Annotated in this window: 16 protein-coding genes; 10 read left to right on the top strand and 6 right to left on the bottom strand. The window is 59.7% G+C overall.

Going from position 1 to position 13,171, the window contains the following annotated elements; all coding sequences use genetic code 11:
- The first annotated feature begins 4 nt into the window (after positions 1 to 4).
- The 4 genes from nthA to E2F50_RS07725 all read left to right on the top strand — a co-directional run bounded on the left by nthA (position 5) and on the right by E2F50_RS07725 (position 2,886).
- Complete coding sequence (gene nthA, locus E2F50_RS07740) at positions 5 to 628, top strand: nitrile hydratase subunit alpha (protein ID WP_133315580.1); 624 nt, start codon at positions 5 to 7, stop codon at positions 626 to 628.
- A complete protein-coding gene (gene nthB, locus E2F50_RS07735) occupies positions 625 to 1,284 on the top strand; it encodes a nitrile hydratase subunit beta (protein WP_133315579.1) in 660 nt (219 codons plus the stop codon). Before nthA ends, nthB begins: the two co-directional genes overlap by 4 nt.
- Entirely contained in the window at positions 1,271 to 1,642 is a 372-nt protein-coding gene (locus E2F50_RS07730; protein WP_133315578.1) for a nitrile hydratase accessory protein, read from the top strand. Before nthB ends, E2F50_RS07730 begins: the two co-directional genes overlap by 14 nt.
- Before the next feature lie 122 nt (positions 1,643 to 1,764).
- Positions 1,765 to 2,886, top strand: coding sequence for an ATP-dependent DNA helicase (locus E2F50_RS07725; RefSeq protein ID WP_133315577.1), 1,122 nt, complete (start codon positions 1,765 to 1,767; stop codon positions 2,884 to 2,886).
- Between the two features lie 16 nt (positions 2,887 to 2,902).
- On the opposite strand, the gene E2F50_RS07720 is transcribed toward E2F50_RS07725, so the two are convergent.
- Positions 2,903 to 3,589, bottom strand: coding sequence for a MerR family transcriptional regulator (locus E2F50_RS07720; RefSeq protein ID WP_133315576.1), 687 nt, complete (start codon positions 3,587 to 3,589; stop codon positions 2,903 to 2,905).
- Positions 3,590 to 3,932: 343 nt separating this feature from the next.
- Here E2F50_RS07720 and E2F50_RS07715 point away from each other — a divergent pair, with 343 nt between their 5' ends.
- Both E2F50_RS07715 and E2F50_RS07710 read left to right on the top strand, forming a co-directional pair.
- Entirely contained in the window at positions 3,933 to 4,685 is a 753-nt protein-coding gene (locus tag E2F50_RS07715; RefSeq protein WP_133315575.1) for a pyridoxine 5'-phosphate synthase, read from the top strand.
- Positions 4,686 to 4,768: 83 nt separating this feature from the next.
- Positions 4,769 to 6,034 carry an NAD(P)/FAD-dependent oxidoreductase gene (locus tag E2F50_RS07710; RefSeq protein ID WP_133315574.1) on the top strand — a complete coding sequence of 422 codons (1,266 nt, stop codon included), beginning with the start codon at positions 4,769 to 4,771 and terminating at the stop codon, positions 6,032 to 6,034.
- 20 nt (positions 6,035 to 6,054) lie between these two features.
- On the opposite strand, the gene E2F50_RS07705 is transcribed toward E2F50_RS07710, so the two are convergent.
- Positions 6,055 to 6,771 (bottom strand): aspartate/glutamate racemase family protein, encoded by a 717-nt coding sequence (locus E2F50_RS07705; RefSeq protein WP_133315573.1) that lies wholly within the window; start codon positions 6,769 to 6,771, stop codon positions 6,055 to 6,057.
- A gap of 74 nt (positions 6,772 to 6,845) precedes the next feature.
- Positions 6,846 to 7,733: an SDR family oxidoreductase gene (locus E2F50_RS07700; RefSeq protein WP_133315572.1), complete on the bottom strand. Its 888-nt coding sequence runs from the start codon at positions 7,731 to 7,733 to the stop codon at positions 6,846 to 6,848.
- A 142-nt stretch (positions 7,734 to 7,875) separates the two neighbouring features.
- On the opposite strand from E2F50_RS07700, the gene E2F50_RS07695 reads away from it, so the two are divergent.
- Positions 7,876 to 8,283, top strand: coding sequence for a winged helix-turn-helix transcriptional regulator (locus tag E2F50_RS07695; protein ID WP_425375380.1), 408 nt, complete (start codon positions 7,876 to 7,878; stop codon positions 8,281 to 8,283).
- Between the two features lie 51 nt (positions 8,284 to 8,334).
- On the opposite strand, the gene E2F50_RS07690 is transcribed toward E2F50_RS07695, so the two are convergent.
- The gene (locus E2F50_RS07690) at positions 8,335 to 9,381 is read right to left on the bottom strand and encodes an NAD(P)-dependent alcohol dehydrogenase (protein ID WP_133315569.1); all 1,047 of its coding nucleotides are present in this window, start codon (positions 9,379 to 9,381) and stop codon (positions 8,335 to 8,337) included.
- Between the two features lie 200 nt (positions 9,382 to 9,581).
- Here E2F50_RS07690 and E2F50_RS07685 point away from each other — a divergent pair, with 200 nt between their 5' ends.
- Positions 9,582 to 10,478, top strand: coding sequence for an AraC family transcriptional regulator (locus E2F50_RS07685; RefSeq protein ID WP_133315567.1), 897 nt, complete (start codon positions 9,582 to 9,584; stop codon positions 10,476 to 10,478).
- A 24-nt stretch (positions 10,479 to 10,502) separates the two neighbouring features.
- Here E2F50_RS07685 and E2F50_RS07680 read toward each other — a convergent pair whose 3' ends face one another.
- On the bottom strand, positions 10,503 to 10,751 hold the full coding sequence (locus E2F50_RS07680; protein WP_133315564.1) for a hypothetical protein: 249 nt from the start codon (positions 10,749 to 10,751) through the stop codon (positions 10,503 to 10,505).
- A 74-nt stretch (positions 10,752 to 10,825) separates the two neighbouring features.
- Positions 10,826 to 11,023 carry a hypothetical protein gene (locus tag E2F50_RS07675; RefSeq protein WP_133315562.1) on the bottom strand — a complete coding sequence of 66 codons (198 nt, stop codon included), beginning with the start codon at positions 11,021 to 11,023 and terminating at the stop codon, positions 10,826 to 10,828.
- A gap of 364 nt (positions 11,024 to 11,387) precedes the next feature.
- Between E2F50_RS07675 and E2F50_RS07670 the strand changes: the two genes are divergently transcribed.
- The gene (locus E2F50_RS07670; protein WP_133315560.1) at positions 11,388 to 12,047 is read left to right on the top strand and encodes a TetR/AcrR family transcriptional regulator C-terminal domain-containing protein; all 660 of its coding nucleotides are present in this window, start codon (positions 11,388 to 11,390) and stop codon (positions 12,045 to 12,047) included.
- Between the two features lie 34 nt (positions 12,048 to 12,081).
- Entirely contained in the window at positions 12,082 to 13,101 is a 1,020-nt protein-coding gene (gene ilvC, locus E2F50_RS07665; RefSeq protein WP_133315558.1) for a ketol-acid reductoisomerase, read from the top strand.
- Positions 13,102 to 13,171: the final 70 nt, after the last annotated feature.

The raw sequence follows: 13,171 nt of genomic DNA, 5'->3' as shown, positions 1-13,171 counted from the left end.
CCCCATGCACGACCACGACCACCATGACCACGATCATCATCATGACAACCGCTACAGCGACATGCAGGCGCGGGTGAAGGCGCTGGAAATGGTGCTGACCGAGAAGGGCCTCATCGACCCAGCGGCCATCGACGCGATCGTTGAAACCTACGAGACGAAGATCGGCCCGCGCAATGGCGCGCATGTGGTGGCGAAAGCCTGGACCGATCCGGATTTTGCCGATTGGCTGAAGCGAGATGCGACGGCCGCCATTGCCAGCCTCGGCTATGCGGGCCGCCAAGGGGAGCACATGCGGGCGGTCTTCAACACGCCGGAAACGCACAACCTCGTCGTCTGCACGCTGTGCTCCTGCTATCCTTGGGCCGTCCTCGGCCTGCCGCCGGTCTGGTACAAGGCGCCTGCCTACCGCTCCCGCGCCGTCATCGATCCGCGCGGCATTCTGGCCGAGTTTGGCCTGCAACTGGCGGACACCAAGAAGATCCGCGTTTGGGATTCGACGGCCGAGCTGCGCTATCTCGTCATTCCCGAGCAGCCCGCTGACAGCGATGGATTAACGGAGGAGGCACTGGCTGCGCTTGTCAGCCGGGACGCGATGATCGGCACGGCTATCGTGGAACTGTCGCGATGAACGGACCTCACGACCTTGGTGGCCAGATGGGTTTCGGGCTTGTCGCGCCGGAAACGGACGAGCCCTATTTCCATGCGGAATGGGAAAAGCGGGCGCTTGGCCTGACGCTCTCCTGCGGTGCCTTTGGAGCCTGGACGATTGACGAAAGCAGGCACGCCCGCGAAAACATTCCACCCGCGGACTACCTTGCCGCAAGCTATTACGAGATCTGGACCCGTGCGTTGGAAGTGCTGCTGGAACGGCATGGCTTTGCGACGCGGGAGGAGGTCGATGCCGGCGTGATGCAAATCGAGCCGGCAGTACCGAAGCGGGTGCTGAAGGCGGACATGGTGGCCGGCGTGCTCGCCAAGGGCGGTCCTTGCGATCGGTCGATTGGGACAGAGCCGTTTTTCAAGCCTGGCGATCGCGTGCGGACCCGAAACTTCAACCCGGAAACCCATACGCGGCTGCCGCGCTATGCGCGTGCGAAGAGCGGCATTGTTGAAGCGGTGCAGGGATCCTTCGTTTTCCCGGACGACAACGCCCATAGCAAGGGCGAAAGCCCGCAATGGGTTTATACAGTTGTGTTCGACGCCACTGAAATTTGGGGCGAGGGCGCTGATCCCACGCTGACGGTGTCGATTGATGCCTGGGAGAGCTATCTTGAGCGTGTGTGAAACTCTGCCCGATCTGGTTCAGTCTCCCGGCCTGCCGAAATCGAACGAGGGAGAGCCGGTATTTCCGGAGCCCTGGGCGGCAGAGGCCTTTGCCATGACCGTGCATCTCCACCAAAATGGCTTGTTCGGCTGGAGCGAGTGGGCAGCCGCGCTTTCGTCGGAGGTGCACAAGCCGGGACGGGCGCAGGATGGCAGCGATTATTTCGACTGCTGGGTCGCGGCCTTATCGAAGCTGCTGGTCGACAAGGGACTTGCCGATGATACGCAGATCCGGGGTCTGCAGGCAAGCTGGCAAAGGGCCGCCGAAGCGACACCACATGGGCAGCCCATTCAGCTTGCCAATGATCCGCTGCGATAATCAATCAGTCTTCATGGACAGCTGCGGCATAGTCTGACATGAGCGCCGAGAACTGTGAGGCTTTGATCCTCTTTCGTTCTTTCCTATTGCGCTCGTAGTCAGAATCCTGCCTAGTCCACGTCATGCAATTTGCACCGCAACAGGACGAAGCCCTCAAGGCTGTTTCACGCTGGCTGAAGGAGGGCGGACGCCAAGTCTTCAGGCTGTTCGGCTATGCCGGTACCGGCAAGACCACGCTCGCCAAGCACTTCGCCGAACATGTCGATGGAGAGGTGCTGTTTGCGGCCTTTACCGGCAAGGCGGCCCAGGTGCTGCGGGCCCGCGGCGCGCGCAATGCCAAAACCATTCATTCGCTGATCTATCGCCCGAGAGGCGAAGAAGCGGTCGAGGACGAGGCAGGCAAGACTTCGATTTCCCCGATGTTTTCCATCAACCGGCAGAGCCCGCTCGCCAAGGCGGCGCTGATCATCATCGATGAATGCTCGATGGTGGACGAAGCACTTGGCAGGGACCTGATGAGTTTCGGGACGCCGATCCTGGTTCTCGGGGATCCGGGCCAGTTGCCGCCGGTGACGGGGGGAGGCTTCTTCACCGAGCAGGAGCCGGATTATCTGCTCACCGATATTCACCGGCAGGCGCACGACAACCCGATCATCAAGCTTGCCATGGACGTGCGCGAGGGCAAGGAGCTGATGTATGGCGATTACGGTACGGCCAAGGTCATTTCCCGCAATGAGGTGACCCAGCCGCTGGTCATGGAAGCGGACCAGGTTCTCGTCGGCACCAACAAGACCCGCAAGCGCTACAATCAGCGGCTTCGGGAATTAAAGGGCTTTTCGGCGGACTATCCACAATCAGGCGACAAGCTGGTCTGCCTGCGCAATGATCAGGTGAAGGGCTTGCTGAACGGTTCGCTTTGGCAGGTGATGAGTTCATCGCGCGAGACCGTCAAACCAGGCATTAATCTGATGATCCGGCCGGAAGACGACGACATGGATCGCGGCGCGGCCAAGATCAAGCTTTTGAAGCAGGCTTTCGAGAGCGAGGACGAGATTCCCTGGACAACCCGCAAGCGCTACGACGAATTTGATTATGGCTATGCGCTGACGGTTCACAAGGCGCAGGGTTCGCAGTGGAACAATGTCGTGCTGTTCGACGAAAGCTGGGCCTTCCGCGACACCCGCGAGCGCTGGCTTTATACTGCGATCACCCGCGCCGCCGAAACGCTGACTGTCGTGCGCTAAGGTCGTCGTCGGCTGATCAATCCGGGATCATGCCGAGCAGCAGCGCCTTGGCAACGGCCTGGAAGCGGTTCGTCGCATCGAGCTTTCGGATAATGGCGCTTTCAAGCGCCAGCAGTTCGTCTGCATCCACATCCAAAGTGCGCGCAAGGCGCGGCGCCGAATAGCCCTCGGCCATAAAAAGCAGGCACTGGTTTTCCAGTTCCGTCAGTGCCGGCGACTCGTTTCCACTGGGCGCAGGCCGGTCCTCCTCCGCTTCGTTGAGGAGCATGGTCTGGATTTGCTGCACCTGCCGGCGGATATGCGACGTGTCCGCCGTCAATTCGCGCTTGCGTCGCGTCAGCACGCTCCGGAAAATCTTGTCCGCCTCCACCTGCGAGGCCGCGCCATCCACTTCCTCCATCATCTCCTGGATGACCGCGATGGAAATGCCGATCTCTCGGCAGGCATTGATGACGGCCATACGCTCTATGTCTTCAATCCCATAGGTCCGCATCGGACCGGAGCGACCGGCCGAAATCAGGCCCTTCTCCTCATAGAAATGAAGGGTGCGGTGGGTGACCCCAAAGAAGTCGGCCATATCCGCGATCGCGAGTGGTTCGTCCGGAACATCGAGACGGAGGCCAGTGCGCGGAATGAAGCCCCTGCGCGGAATGCCGCCGCCAGTATCAGTTCCCGGAACTGCTGCAATTGCATCCTTTCGCATGGGATCTCCTCCGTCCTGCGAATGGTTATCTCGAAATGCACTGCCTGCGGTTGCGCGCCTCAGCGCCAAGTCTAAAGTTCAGTCCAAGCCCAGCAACATGGTGACCGGGCAGAAAAGAGTGATAGAACTCGCCGCCGCCGCTGTAGTTTCGCCGCTTTCAGCCTTGTCGGCGGGTTCTGTGTTCCTAAACTACGTTAAATTTTACGAATTGGTAGTACCTCGACCTCGTGATTTATCGTCTACTAAAACTATCTGGGGCTGCATTTTCGCAAAGCTGGTGGCGCGGCTGGTGGCGATGTTCTAAAAGCGATGTCAACACTTTCTGACTCTGGAAGACGCCGCTATGCCGACCCAGCTTTCCGTCAACGTCAATGCCGTCGCCATGTTGCGCAATCGTCGCGACCTGCCATGGCCAAGCGTCGAGGGTTTAGGACGTATCGCCCTCCAGGCGGGCGCGGCAGGGCTGACCGTCCACCCGCGGCCGGACCAGCGCCATATCCGCTTTTCCGACCTGCCGGTGCTGCGCGCTTTGATCGACGACGAATTTCCACAAGCCGAATTCAATATCGAGGGCTATCCCAGCGAAGACTTCCTGGCCCTGTGCGAGCGGATCGAGCCAGAGCAGGTGACGCTTGTTCCTGACGATCCCAGCCAGGCGACATCCGACCACGGCTTTGATTTCCGCGCCACCGGCGAGATGCTGAAGCCGATCGTTGCCCGGCTGAAGGCGAAGGGAATGCGTGTTTCCCTGTTTGCCGATGGTGACGGCGATGTCGAGGCGGTGAAGCTTGCAAAAGCAACCGGTGCTGACCGGATCGAGCTTTATACGGGTCCCTATGGCGGCTGCTACGACGATCCGGAACGTGCTGCAGCCATGCTTGAGGCTTTGGGCCGCACTGCGGATGCCGCTTTCGCCGAAGGTCTGGGCGTCAATGCCGGCCACGACCTGACGGTCGCCAACCTGCCGCCGCTGGTCAAGCGCATCCCGGATATGGCCGAAGTCTCGATCGGCCATGGCTTGACGGCCGATGCGCTGGAACATGGCATGGCGGAAACCGTTCGGCGCTTCTGTCGCGCCTGCGGGCAGACGATCTGACACAGTTTTATCTGTCTCGGATGCCGCTACATCTATGCTGCGTTGCAGCATAGGCTGAACTCAGTCATCTCGGGAATGGTATCATGGCAGAACATAAGGTTGTCGTCGTCGGGGGTGGATTTGGTGGCCTCAGCCTCGTGCACGGTCTTCGCGCCGCGCCGGTCGACATCACTCTGGTCGATAGACGCAACCACCACCTTTTTCAGCCGCTGCTTTACCAGGTGGCAACCACAGTGCTGGCAACTTCGGAAATCGCCTGGCCTATCCGTCTGCTCTATCGGGAGCGAAAAGAAGTCACCACCGTCCTGGACGAAGTTCTGGGCGTCGACCGGCAGGCTAGGACGGTAAGGCTCAAATCGGGCAGGCAACTAGCCTATGACACACTGGTTCTGGCGACCGGGGCCCGGCACGCCTATTTCGGCCGTGACGAGTGGGAAGGCGTCGCACCGGGCCTGAAGACGCTGGAAGACGCCACGACGATCCGGCGGCGCATTCTGCTGGCTTTCGAAAAGGCCGAGATCGCCGAAAAAACAGCGGAGATGGACGCGCTCTTGACCTTTGCCATTATAGGCGCCGGTCCGACGGGGGTGGAGCTTGCGGGCATGATTGCGGAACTCGCCAATACGGTTCTGCCGCCGGAATTTCGCAAGATCGACACGACCCGAACCCGCGTGCTTCTGCTCGAGGCCGGGCCGCGCATCCTGCCTGCCTTTACCGAAAGTTTGTCGGCCTATGCCAAGCGGGCCCTGGAAAAGCTGGGCGTGGACGTACGCCTGGGGCAGCCCGTGACAGCCATCACCGAAGAGGGCGTCACCATCGGCGAGACCTTCATTCCCTGCCGCACCGTCATCTGGGCGGCCGGTGTGCAGGCATCGCCGGCGGCGCAATGGGTAAATGCAGCGGCTGACCGCGCCGGTCGCGCGCATGTCAAGCCGGACCTGACCATTGAGGGAGACGACAATATCTTCATCATCGGCGACACGGCGCTGGTCTTGGGCGAGGACGGCAAGCCGGTTCCCGGCATTGCGCCGGCGGCCAAGCAGCAGGGCTCCTATGTCGCCAAGGTAATCAAGGCCAGGCTTGCGGGTGATCCCACCGTTTCGCCGTTCAGGTACCGCCACCAGGGAAGCCTTGCCACCATCGGCAAGCGTGCTGCGGTCATTGACTTTGGCCGGATCAAACTGACCGGTGCAATCGCATGGTGGATATGGGGGCTCGCCCATATCTACTTCCTGATCGGCACCCGATCGCGTCTGGCCGTCGCTTGGAGCTGGCTCTGGATCTACCTCTCGGGGCAGCACAGCGCGCGGCTGATCACCCAGAAAGAAACGCTGAAGGATAACTCCTGAGCAGCGCGCGGCTGTCGGCTTTAAGCAGCGGAGCGCTCTGCTTCCATCTTGCCAAGCGCGAAATCGACGGCTGCCTGTGCATGGATTGCGGTGGAGTCGACGCCCGGTAGCGGCAGGTCGGACGGATCGAGCAGCAGGCAGATTTCAGTGCATCCCAGGATGATGCTGTCGGCGCCTGCGGCCTTGGCTTTGTCGATCATCGCGGTCGTTCTCAGGCGCGACGCATCTTCGACCCTTCCGGCGCACAACTCGGTGAAAATAATATCGTGAATGTCGGTACGATCATCGGCATCCGGCACCATGACCTCGATGCCCTGCGCTTTCATCCGCTCGGAATAAAAGCCGTGCTCCATCGTGTAGCGGGTGGCAAGCAGAAGCGGACGCCGCAGCCCGCGTGTCTTCAAGGCCTGCGCCGTCTCATCGATGATGTGGATTACTGGAATGCCGCATGCGTTCTGGATCTGGGGCGCAATCAGATGCATGGTATTGGTGCAGATCAGCACGCAGGTCGCACCGGCCGCCTGCAAGTCGGCAGCGCTCTTGCTCAGATGCTCGGCCGCCAGGTCCCAGCGGCCGGCCTTTTGCATGTCGACGATTTCGGTGAAATTGACCGAATGGAGAACGAGATCCGCCGAGGCAAGGCCACCCAGTCGCGCCCGCACCGCCTCGTTGATCAGCCGATAGTAGACGGCCGTACTCTCAAAGCTCATCCCACCAATCAAGCCGATCCTGCGCATTTGTTCTCCGTATTACATCGAAATTAGTATCAACTACTAATTATCGCATCATATGAAGAAATGCAATCCACTACCTAACCTGCGGCCAAGGCGGCCCTGTGCGCCACGAAATAGTCTTCCAGGCTCTGTGGCTCGACGCCCGTCAAGGACCGGAAATGATCCGTCACCAGGTCGAAGTTACCCGCCCGCACATTGGCATCCGCCGAAACCAACATCTTGACCACGAAGTCCGGCAGACCTGCCCCGGCCAAACCTTGTCCAAGCTGCTCGTCGGTCACCTGTACAACGTCCAGGGACTTGCCGCTTGCGGTCGCCGCCAGCGCACCGATTTCTTCGGCAGTCAGCGATTTTGAACCCGTCAACGTCAGGACCTGATTGCCGGCGGGAGGAGAGGCAAGGGCGGCCGCCGCGGCCCGGGCGCAGTCGTCGCGGGAAATGTTGGCGATCTTGCCGCTGCCCATGGCCGTGTACCAGGTGCCGGTCTGCAAATGGTGCGGCATGGCCATCAGATAATTGTCGTGATACCAGGAATTTCGCAGGATGGTGTACGGGATCCCGCTTGCCTTGACCGCTTCTTCCGTGCCCAGATGGTCGGGTGCGAATGTGACCAGTGACTTGTCCGGATTCGGCATCGACGTATAAACGACATGGCCGACGCCGGCTTTGACAGCGGCCGAAACCGCAGCCTTGTGCTGCACGAGGCGCTTGCCGGGTACCGCAAGCTCGTCCGTCGAGATGACCAGCAGGCGGTCGACGCCTGCAAAAGCCTTTTCAAGCCCCGCTTCGTCGTCAAAATCTGCAATCCGCGTTTCAATCCCTTGCTCTTTAAAATGCGCGAGTTTGGAAGAGTCACGGCTGGCCGCGATGATGTCGCTGGGCGCAATCCTCAATGTCTCCAGCAGGTGACGAATTGTCGCCTTGCCGAGTTGCCCTGCAGCTCCGGTTACCAGGATCCTGGCCATATCAACTTCCTTCTAATGCCGGCATATGCCGGGCGCGGTGATTGGTCTCAAAAAGAGACTAGCGCTAGAATAGGAATTGACGAAGATCTGTAAAGGAGGCAGTTTTGAGGGAGATCGTTACCTTGAAGGAACCACCCAAGTGATCGCAAATCCAGACCGCGCCCAAAAGCCCATCGGCAAGCCCTGCGATACGCCCGGCCGGGATGCGGGGAACTGCCCCGTGCGCGATGTCATCGATCGGATCGCCGGCAAGTGGTCGACGCTGATCCTGGAGGCGCTTGCCAAAAGACCCTATCGTTTCGGCGAATTGCGTCGCCTGGTACCGGACATTTCGCAGAGGATGCTGACCCAGACGCTGCGCGACCTGCAGCGCGACGGCTATATCGACCGGGAGGTATTCCCGACCAAGCCGCCGAGCGTCGAATACCGGATGACCGATCTCGGCCGTTCCCTGTTCGAGCCCTTGTCCAAGGTGCTGCAATGGGCAGGCGACAATCACGCGTTGGTAAGGGCTGCACGGGAGAAATACGACCAAAGCGAGCTCGCTTGAAACAAGAAGGGCAGCCTTGCAGCCGCCCTTTCCATGTCGACTGCCGCTAGCTCAAGCAGCCAGCGAGGCGATGTCGATGACGAAGCGGTAGCGAACGTCGCTCTTCAGGACGCGCTCATAGGCTTCATTGACGTCCTGGATGTTGATCGTCTCGATTTCGGAGACGATGTTGTGCTTGCCGCAGAAATCCAACATTTCCTGGGTTTCCTTGATCGAGCCGATCATCGAGCCGGAAAGGCTCTTGCGGCCAGGGATCAGCGAGAAGGCGTGCACGGGGATGGCATGTTCCGGAGCGCCGACGATGACCATAGAGCCGTTGACCTTCAGGAGGCCGAGATAGGCGTTCCAGTCGATCGCCACGCCGGCCGTGCAGATGATCAGGTCGAACGTGCCCGCGAGCTTCGTGAAGGTTTCCGCGTCGCTGGTGGCGTAGTATTCCTTGGCGCCGAGCTTCAGGCCATCGTCCTTCTTGGACAGGGTCTGGGAAAGAACGGTGATATCCGCGCCCATGGCGGCACCGATCTTGACGCCCATGTGGCCGAGGCCGCCCATGCCGACGATGGCGACCTTCTTGCCCGGTCCGGCATTCCAGTGATGCAGCGGTGAGTAAAGCGTGATGCCTGCGCAAAGCAGCGGCGCGGACGCATCGAGCGGCAGGTTGTCCGGGATCGACAGGACATAGCCTTCCTTGACGACGATATGGTCGGAATAGCCGCCCTGGGTCGGCGTCTTGCCGTCTGCCTCAACGCTGTTATAGGTCTGCACGAGGCCGGGCATATACTGTTCGTTGTCGACGTCGCGCGAAGCGCAGCCGACGCAGCTGTCGACGAAGCAGCCGACGCCGACGCGATCGCCTACCTTGAATTTCGTAACGTTGGCGCCGACGGCGGAAACGATGCCGGCGATCTCGTGGCCGGGCACGATCGGGAATGCCGCATTGCCCCACTCGTTGCGGACCGTATGGATGTCGGAATGGCAGATGCCGGCGAACTTGATGTCGATGACGACATCGTCGGCATTCGGTTCGCGGCGCTCGAAGGTAAAGGGCACCAGCGGTTTGGTGGCGTCGGTCGCGGCATAGCCTTTTGCAATAGCCATGGAAGCTCCATTCATCTGTTGAGGTGGAAGAATTCGACGTCAGAACTATGCCTCGCCAGCCGCCGGAAGCGTTAGATCGATCCTCCATTTCTCTTGCACGATCCTGCAAATCTACCCGTCAGTGCGCTTTGCTAACAGCAAGAGGCGATTTACATAGACGCGGTCGCCGTTCGTTGGCTCATTCAGCCGGAAAGTTTTCCATGACGCTGCCTTTCAGTCCTTATCAGGAAATAGCCTCGATCGCGGCGCGCTTCGCGACCAGCGACGGTGAGGTACAGACGGCGATCGAGGGAGTGGGAATCAGCCGCCGCGCTTCGCCAAGTGCGCCGTGCCATGGCAGCTACCGCCCGTGTTTTGCCATGGTCATCCAGGGCGCGAAATCCGTGCAGCTCGGAAGCGATACAATCAACTATGGAGCGGGAGATTATCTGCTGACATCGCTTGATCTGCCCGTCGCATGGCGTGTCGTAGAGGCGAGCCCGCAAGTGCCGCATTTCTGCATTACCATGGCGATCAGCAACGACAAGGTGCTCGACTTGATGGGACGCGTCGAACTTGGCGGGGGTGCGCAGCCGGCAAAGGGGCAGCGCGGCATCATAGTCAACACCGCAACGCCGGAGCTTCTCGATGCCTCGGTGCGACTGATGCGCTTGCTCGATCGTCCAAGCGACATTGCTGCCATGGCGCCCTTGATCGAACAGGAAATCCTTTACAGGATCCTGATCGGACCGGCAGGCGGGCAGTTGGTCAATATTGCTGTTTCCGACAGCCAGGGCAACCGGATCGCGCGCTCGATTGCGTGGCTCAGGGAAAATTTCGCCCATCCGTTGCGGATCGAGGAACTGGCCGAGCACGCGGGAATGAGCGTCTCGTCATTCCATCATCACTTCAAGTCGATTACTGCGATGACCCCGGTACAATACCAGAAGCAGCTCAGGCTGCACGAGGCGCGGCGGCTGATGCTGGCAGAAGGTCTCGATGTCGGCAATGCGGGGCATCGGGTCGGCTACCAGAGCCCGTCGCAGTTCAGTCGCGAATATAGTCGCCTCTACGGCGTATCGCCGATGCGGGACGTCGCCTCTATTCTGGAAGCCTGATACCGCGGCTACCGCGATGTCCAATCAGCCATGTTCGCGATGCACGCGGAAGATCAACTGCAATGTCCTGTCGGGGTTCACCCGGTAAGTCTCGACGATGTGGTCGCCGCCATTGTCGTAGAAATGATGTTCGAAGGTGGAGCCGACAGGCACGCGGCTGAAGCCCATTTGGACATCCGGATTTTTATAGGTGATGCTTCCATCAATGGGTTCCAGCGCATGGGCCGTGCCTGCAAGGCTTAGAACTGCGATCGCAGCCGCAATCATCTTCATCTTACAAATTCCTTCTGATGAACCGGGCAGCGCCCGTGCAACCCGGTTCGAGTTTCCAATCAGCCTATTTGATATCAGGGCACGTACTTATTGCGCCAGTGCGGCTTGTAGGTGCTGCGCTTTTTCCAGCTGCTGTCGTCCGCCTTGTTTGAAGGCGCCTGCTCGTGTGCCGTGACCTGTGGCGAGCGGTTGGTTTGTTTGCTGGGAGCAGCGCTGGCTGCCGATGCCCCGACAACGAGGCTTACAGCCGTTGCGATCATTATCGCTTTCATGACGATCTCCAAAATGGAACTTGGTGCTAAATAAATTATCGAACTGGGTGGTTCGACGCCTCTTATTTGGGTGGCTGATTCAAATAGAACAAGAGAGAGAATTTGGTCGGCCAGGCGGCTTTCGGCTTATCCATCGCACATCTACAAAAATGCGGAAAATCTAATAGATGTAAGTATGTAAATACCTTCGGTGAGAGTTCTCATGCGGCGTCAGAACAGGTGTGAATATTTTTTGACGGGTATTCAACCTAACGTGAACCAGTCTCCGCTCTGCTTGAGTCATAAGCACTGAAAAACCTCTTGACCTCCCAACTCCGCCATTTTAAATGGGAACCGTACCGTACGGTACTTAGAGGAAGATTTGATGTTGTCGACCGGGGCCGCCCCTTCAGCAGAGTTTTCGCCACGCCAGAGCGCCGTTCTGGCGGAGGCGTTGCGTCTTCTCGTTGAAGGTGGCGACAAGGCGCTGACGACGGCCGGTCTGGCGCGTGCTGCAAGCTGTTCAAAGGAAAGCCTCTATAAGTGGTTCGGTGACCGGGACGGTCTGCTCGCTGCCATGATCTCTTTCCAGCAGAGCAAGGTACGTACCGTCGAGCGAAGCGGGGAGCGGCTGACGGCTGACCTGTTGCACGACCATCTGGACGTCTTTGCGCGCGACCTGCTGGAGGTTCTGTCAGGCGACGTGTCGCTTGCCTTGAATCGTTTGGCGATCGGCCAGTCGAGCCGTGATGGCTCAAAGCTCGGCCGGATGCTTGTAGAGCACGGACGGCGGCAGATCGATCGCCGCGCCATGGCGCTCATCGACCAGGGCAAGAGGGCCGGATTGTTGCGTTTCGACAGCGCCGAGGCCGCCTATCACACGCTTTACGGGCTGATCGTCTCCGACCTGCATGTGCGCATGTTGTTGGGCGAAACGCCGTTGAAAGACAACAAGGCGCAGGCGAGAAGGGCCGTCGAGGCTTTTCTGACGCTCCATGGGGTGCAAAGAGATTCGGGGGACGCAGCTGTCTCCTCGGGAAAATGAAGTTCAACTGTTTACACATAGGGAAGGAACAACGATGCGCGTTTATTACGATCGGGATGCCGATATCAACCTCATCAAGTCCAAGAATGTCGCCATCATCGGCTATGGTAGCCAAGGCCGCGCGCACGCGCTGAACCTGAAGGATTCCGGCGCCACTAATGTCGTGATCGCGCTGAAGGCCGGTTCGCCGACCATCAAGAAGGCTGAAACCGACGGGTTCAAGGTGATGACGGTCGCCGAGGCTGCGGCCTGGGCGGACCTGATGATGATGGCAACCCCGGACGAGCTTCAGGCCGACATCTACAAGGCTGACATTGCCGGCAATATCCGAGACGGTGCGGCAATCGCCTTCGCACACGGCCTCAATGTGCATTTTGGCCTGATCGAGCCAAAGTCATCGGTCGACGTCGTGATGATCGCGCCGAAGGGCCCGGGCCACACGGTGCGCGGCGAATACCAGAAGGGCGGCGGCGTTCCCTGCCTCGTCGCGGTTCACCAGAACGCGTCGGGCAATGCGCTTGAACTCGCCCTTTCCTACGCCTGCGGCGTCGGCGGTGGCCGTTCTGGCATTATCGAGACCAATTTCAAGGAAGAATGCGAAACCGATCTCTTCGGTGAGCAGGTCGTTCTTTGCGGCGGTCTTGTTGAGCTGATCCGCGCCGGTTTCGAAACCCTCGTAGAAGCTGGCTATGCGCCGGAAATGGCCTATTTCGAATGCCTGCACGAAGTGAAGCTGATCGTCGACCTGATCTATGAAGGCGGCATCGCCAACATGAACTACTCGATCTCCAACACGGCCGAATGGGGCGAATACGTTTCCGGTCCGCGCATCATCACTGCTGAGACCAAGGCCGAGATGAAGCGGGTGCTGACCGATATCCAGACCGGCAAGTTCACCTCCGACTGGATGCAGGAATACCGGGCCGGCGGCTCGCGCTTCAAGGGCATCCGCCGCATGAACGACAGCCACCAGATCGAGGAAGTCGGCACCAAGCTGCGCGCCATGATGCCCTGGATCGGCAAGAACAAGCTGGTCGACAAGGCGCTCAACTAAGTCCAGGCTGCCTTATGCACTTCGTCCAGAGGCCGGAAGATCCGGCCTCTGGACATCCAAGCTCCCCACA

The organism is Rhizobium deserti, from assembly GCF_004358025.1.
In the GTDB taxonomy this organism is placed as follows: Bacteria; Pseudomonadota; Alphaproteobacteria; order Rhizobiales; family Rhizobiaceae; genus Neorhizobium; species Neorhizobium deserti.
Note: the sequence above shows the minus strand (reverse complement) of the source record. Positions and strands in the feature narration are given on the sequence as shown.

Bases quoted from the DNA above. Each gene is read 5' to 3' on its own strand.
- nthA (WP_133315580.1), top strand. From the start codon at position 5: ATGCACGACCACGACCACCATGACCACGATCATCATCATGACAACCGC.
- nthB (WP_133315579.1), top strand. From the start codon at position 625: ATGAACGGACCTCACGACCTTGGTGGCCAGATGGGTTTCGGGCTTGTC.
- E2F50_RS07725 (WP_133315577.1), top strand. From the start codon at position 1,765: ATGCAATTTGCACCGCAACAGGACGAAGCCCTCAAGGCTGTTTCACGC.
- E2F50_RS07720 (WP_133315576.1), bottom strand. From the start codon at position 3,589: ATGCGAAAGGATGCAATTGCAGCAGTTCCGGGAACTGATACTGGCGGC.
- E2F50_RS07715 (WP_133315575.1), top strand. From the start codon at position 3,933: ATGCCGACCCAGCTTTCCGTCAACGTCAATGCCGTCGCCATGTTGCGC.
- E2F50_RS07710 (WP_133315574.1), top strand. From the start codon at position 4,769: ATGGCAGAACATAAGGTTGTCGTCGTCGGGGGTGGATTTGGTGGCCTC.
- E2F50_RS07705 (WP_133315573.1), bottom strand. From the start codon at position 6,771: ATGCGCAGGATCGGCTTGATTGGTGGGATGAGCTTTGAGAGTACGGCC.
- E2F50_RS07700 (WP_133315572.1), bottom strand. From the start codon at position 7,733: ATGGCCAGGATCCTGGTAACCGGAGCTGCAGGGCAACTCGGCAAGGCG.
- E2F50_RS07690 (WP_133315569.1), bottom strand. From the start codon at position 9,381: ATGGCTATTGCAAAAGGCTATGCCGCGACCGACGCCACCAAACCGCTG.
- E2F50_RS07685 (WP_133315567.1), top strand. From the start codon at position 9,582: ATGACGCTGCCTTTCAGTCCTTATCAGGAAATAGCCTCGATCGCGGCG.
- E2F50_RS07680 (WP_133315564.1), bottom strand. From the start codon at position 10,751: ATGAAGATGATTGCGGCTGCGATCGCAGTTCTAAGCCTTGCAGGCACG.
- E2F50_RS07675 (WP_133315562.1), bottom strand. From the start codon at position 11,023: ATGAAAGCGATAATGATCGCAACGGCTGTAAGCCTCGTTGTCGGGGCA.
- E2F50_RS07670 (WP_133315560.1), top strand. From the start codon at position 11,388: ATGTTGTCGACCGGGGCCGCCCCTTCAGCAGAGTTTTCGCCACGCCAG.
- ilvC (WP_133315558.1), top strand. From the start codon at position 12,082: ATGCGCGTTTATTACGATCGGGATGCCGATATCAACCTCATCAAGTCC.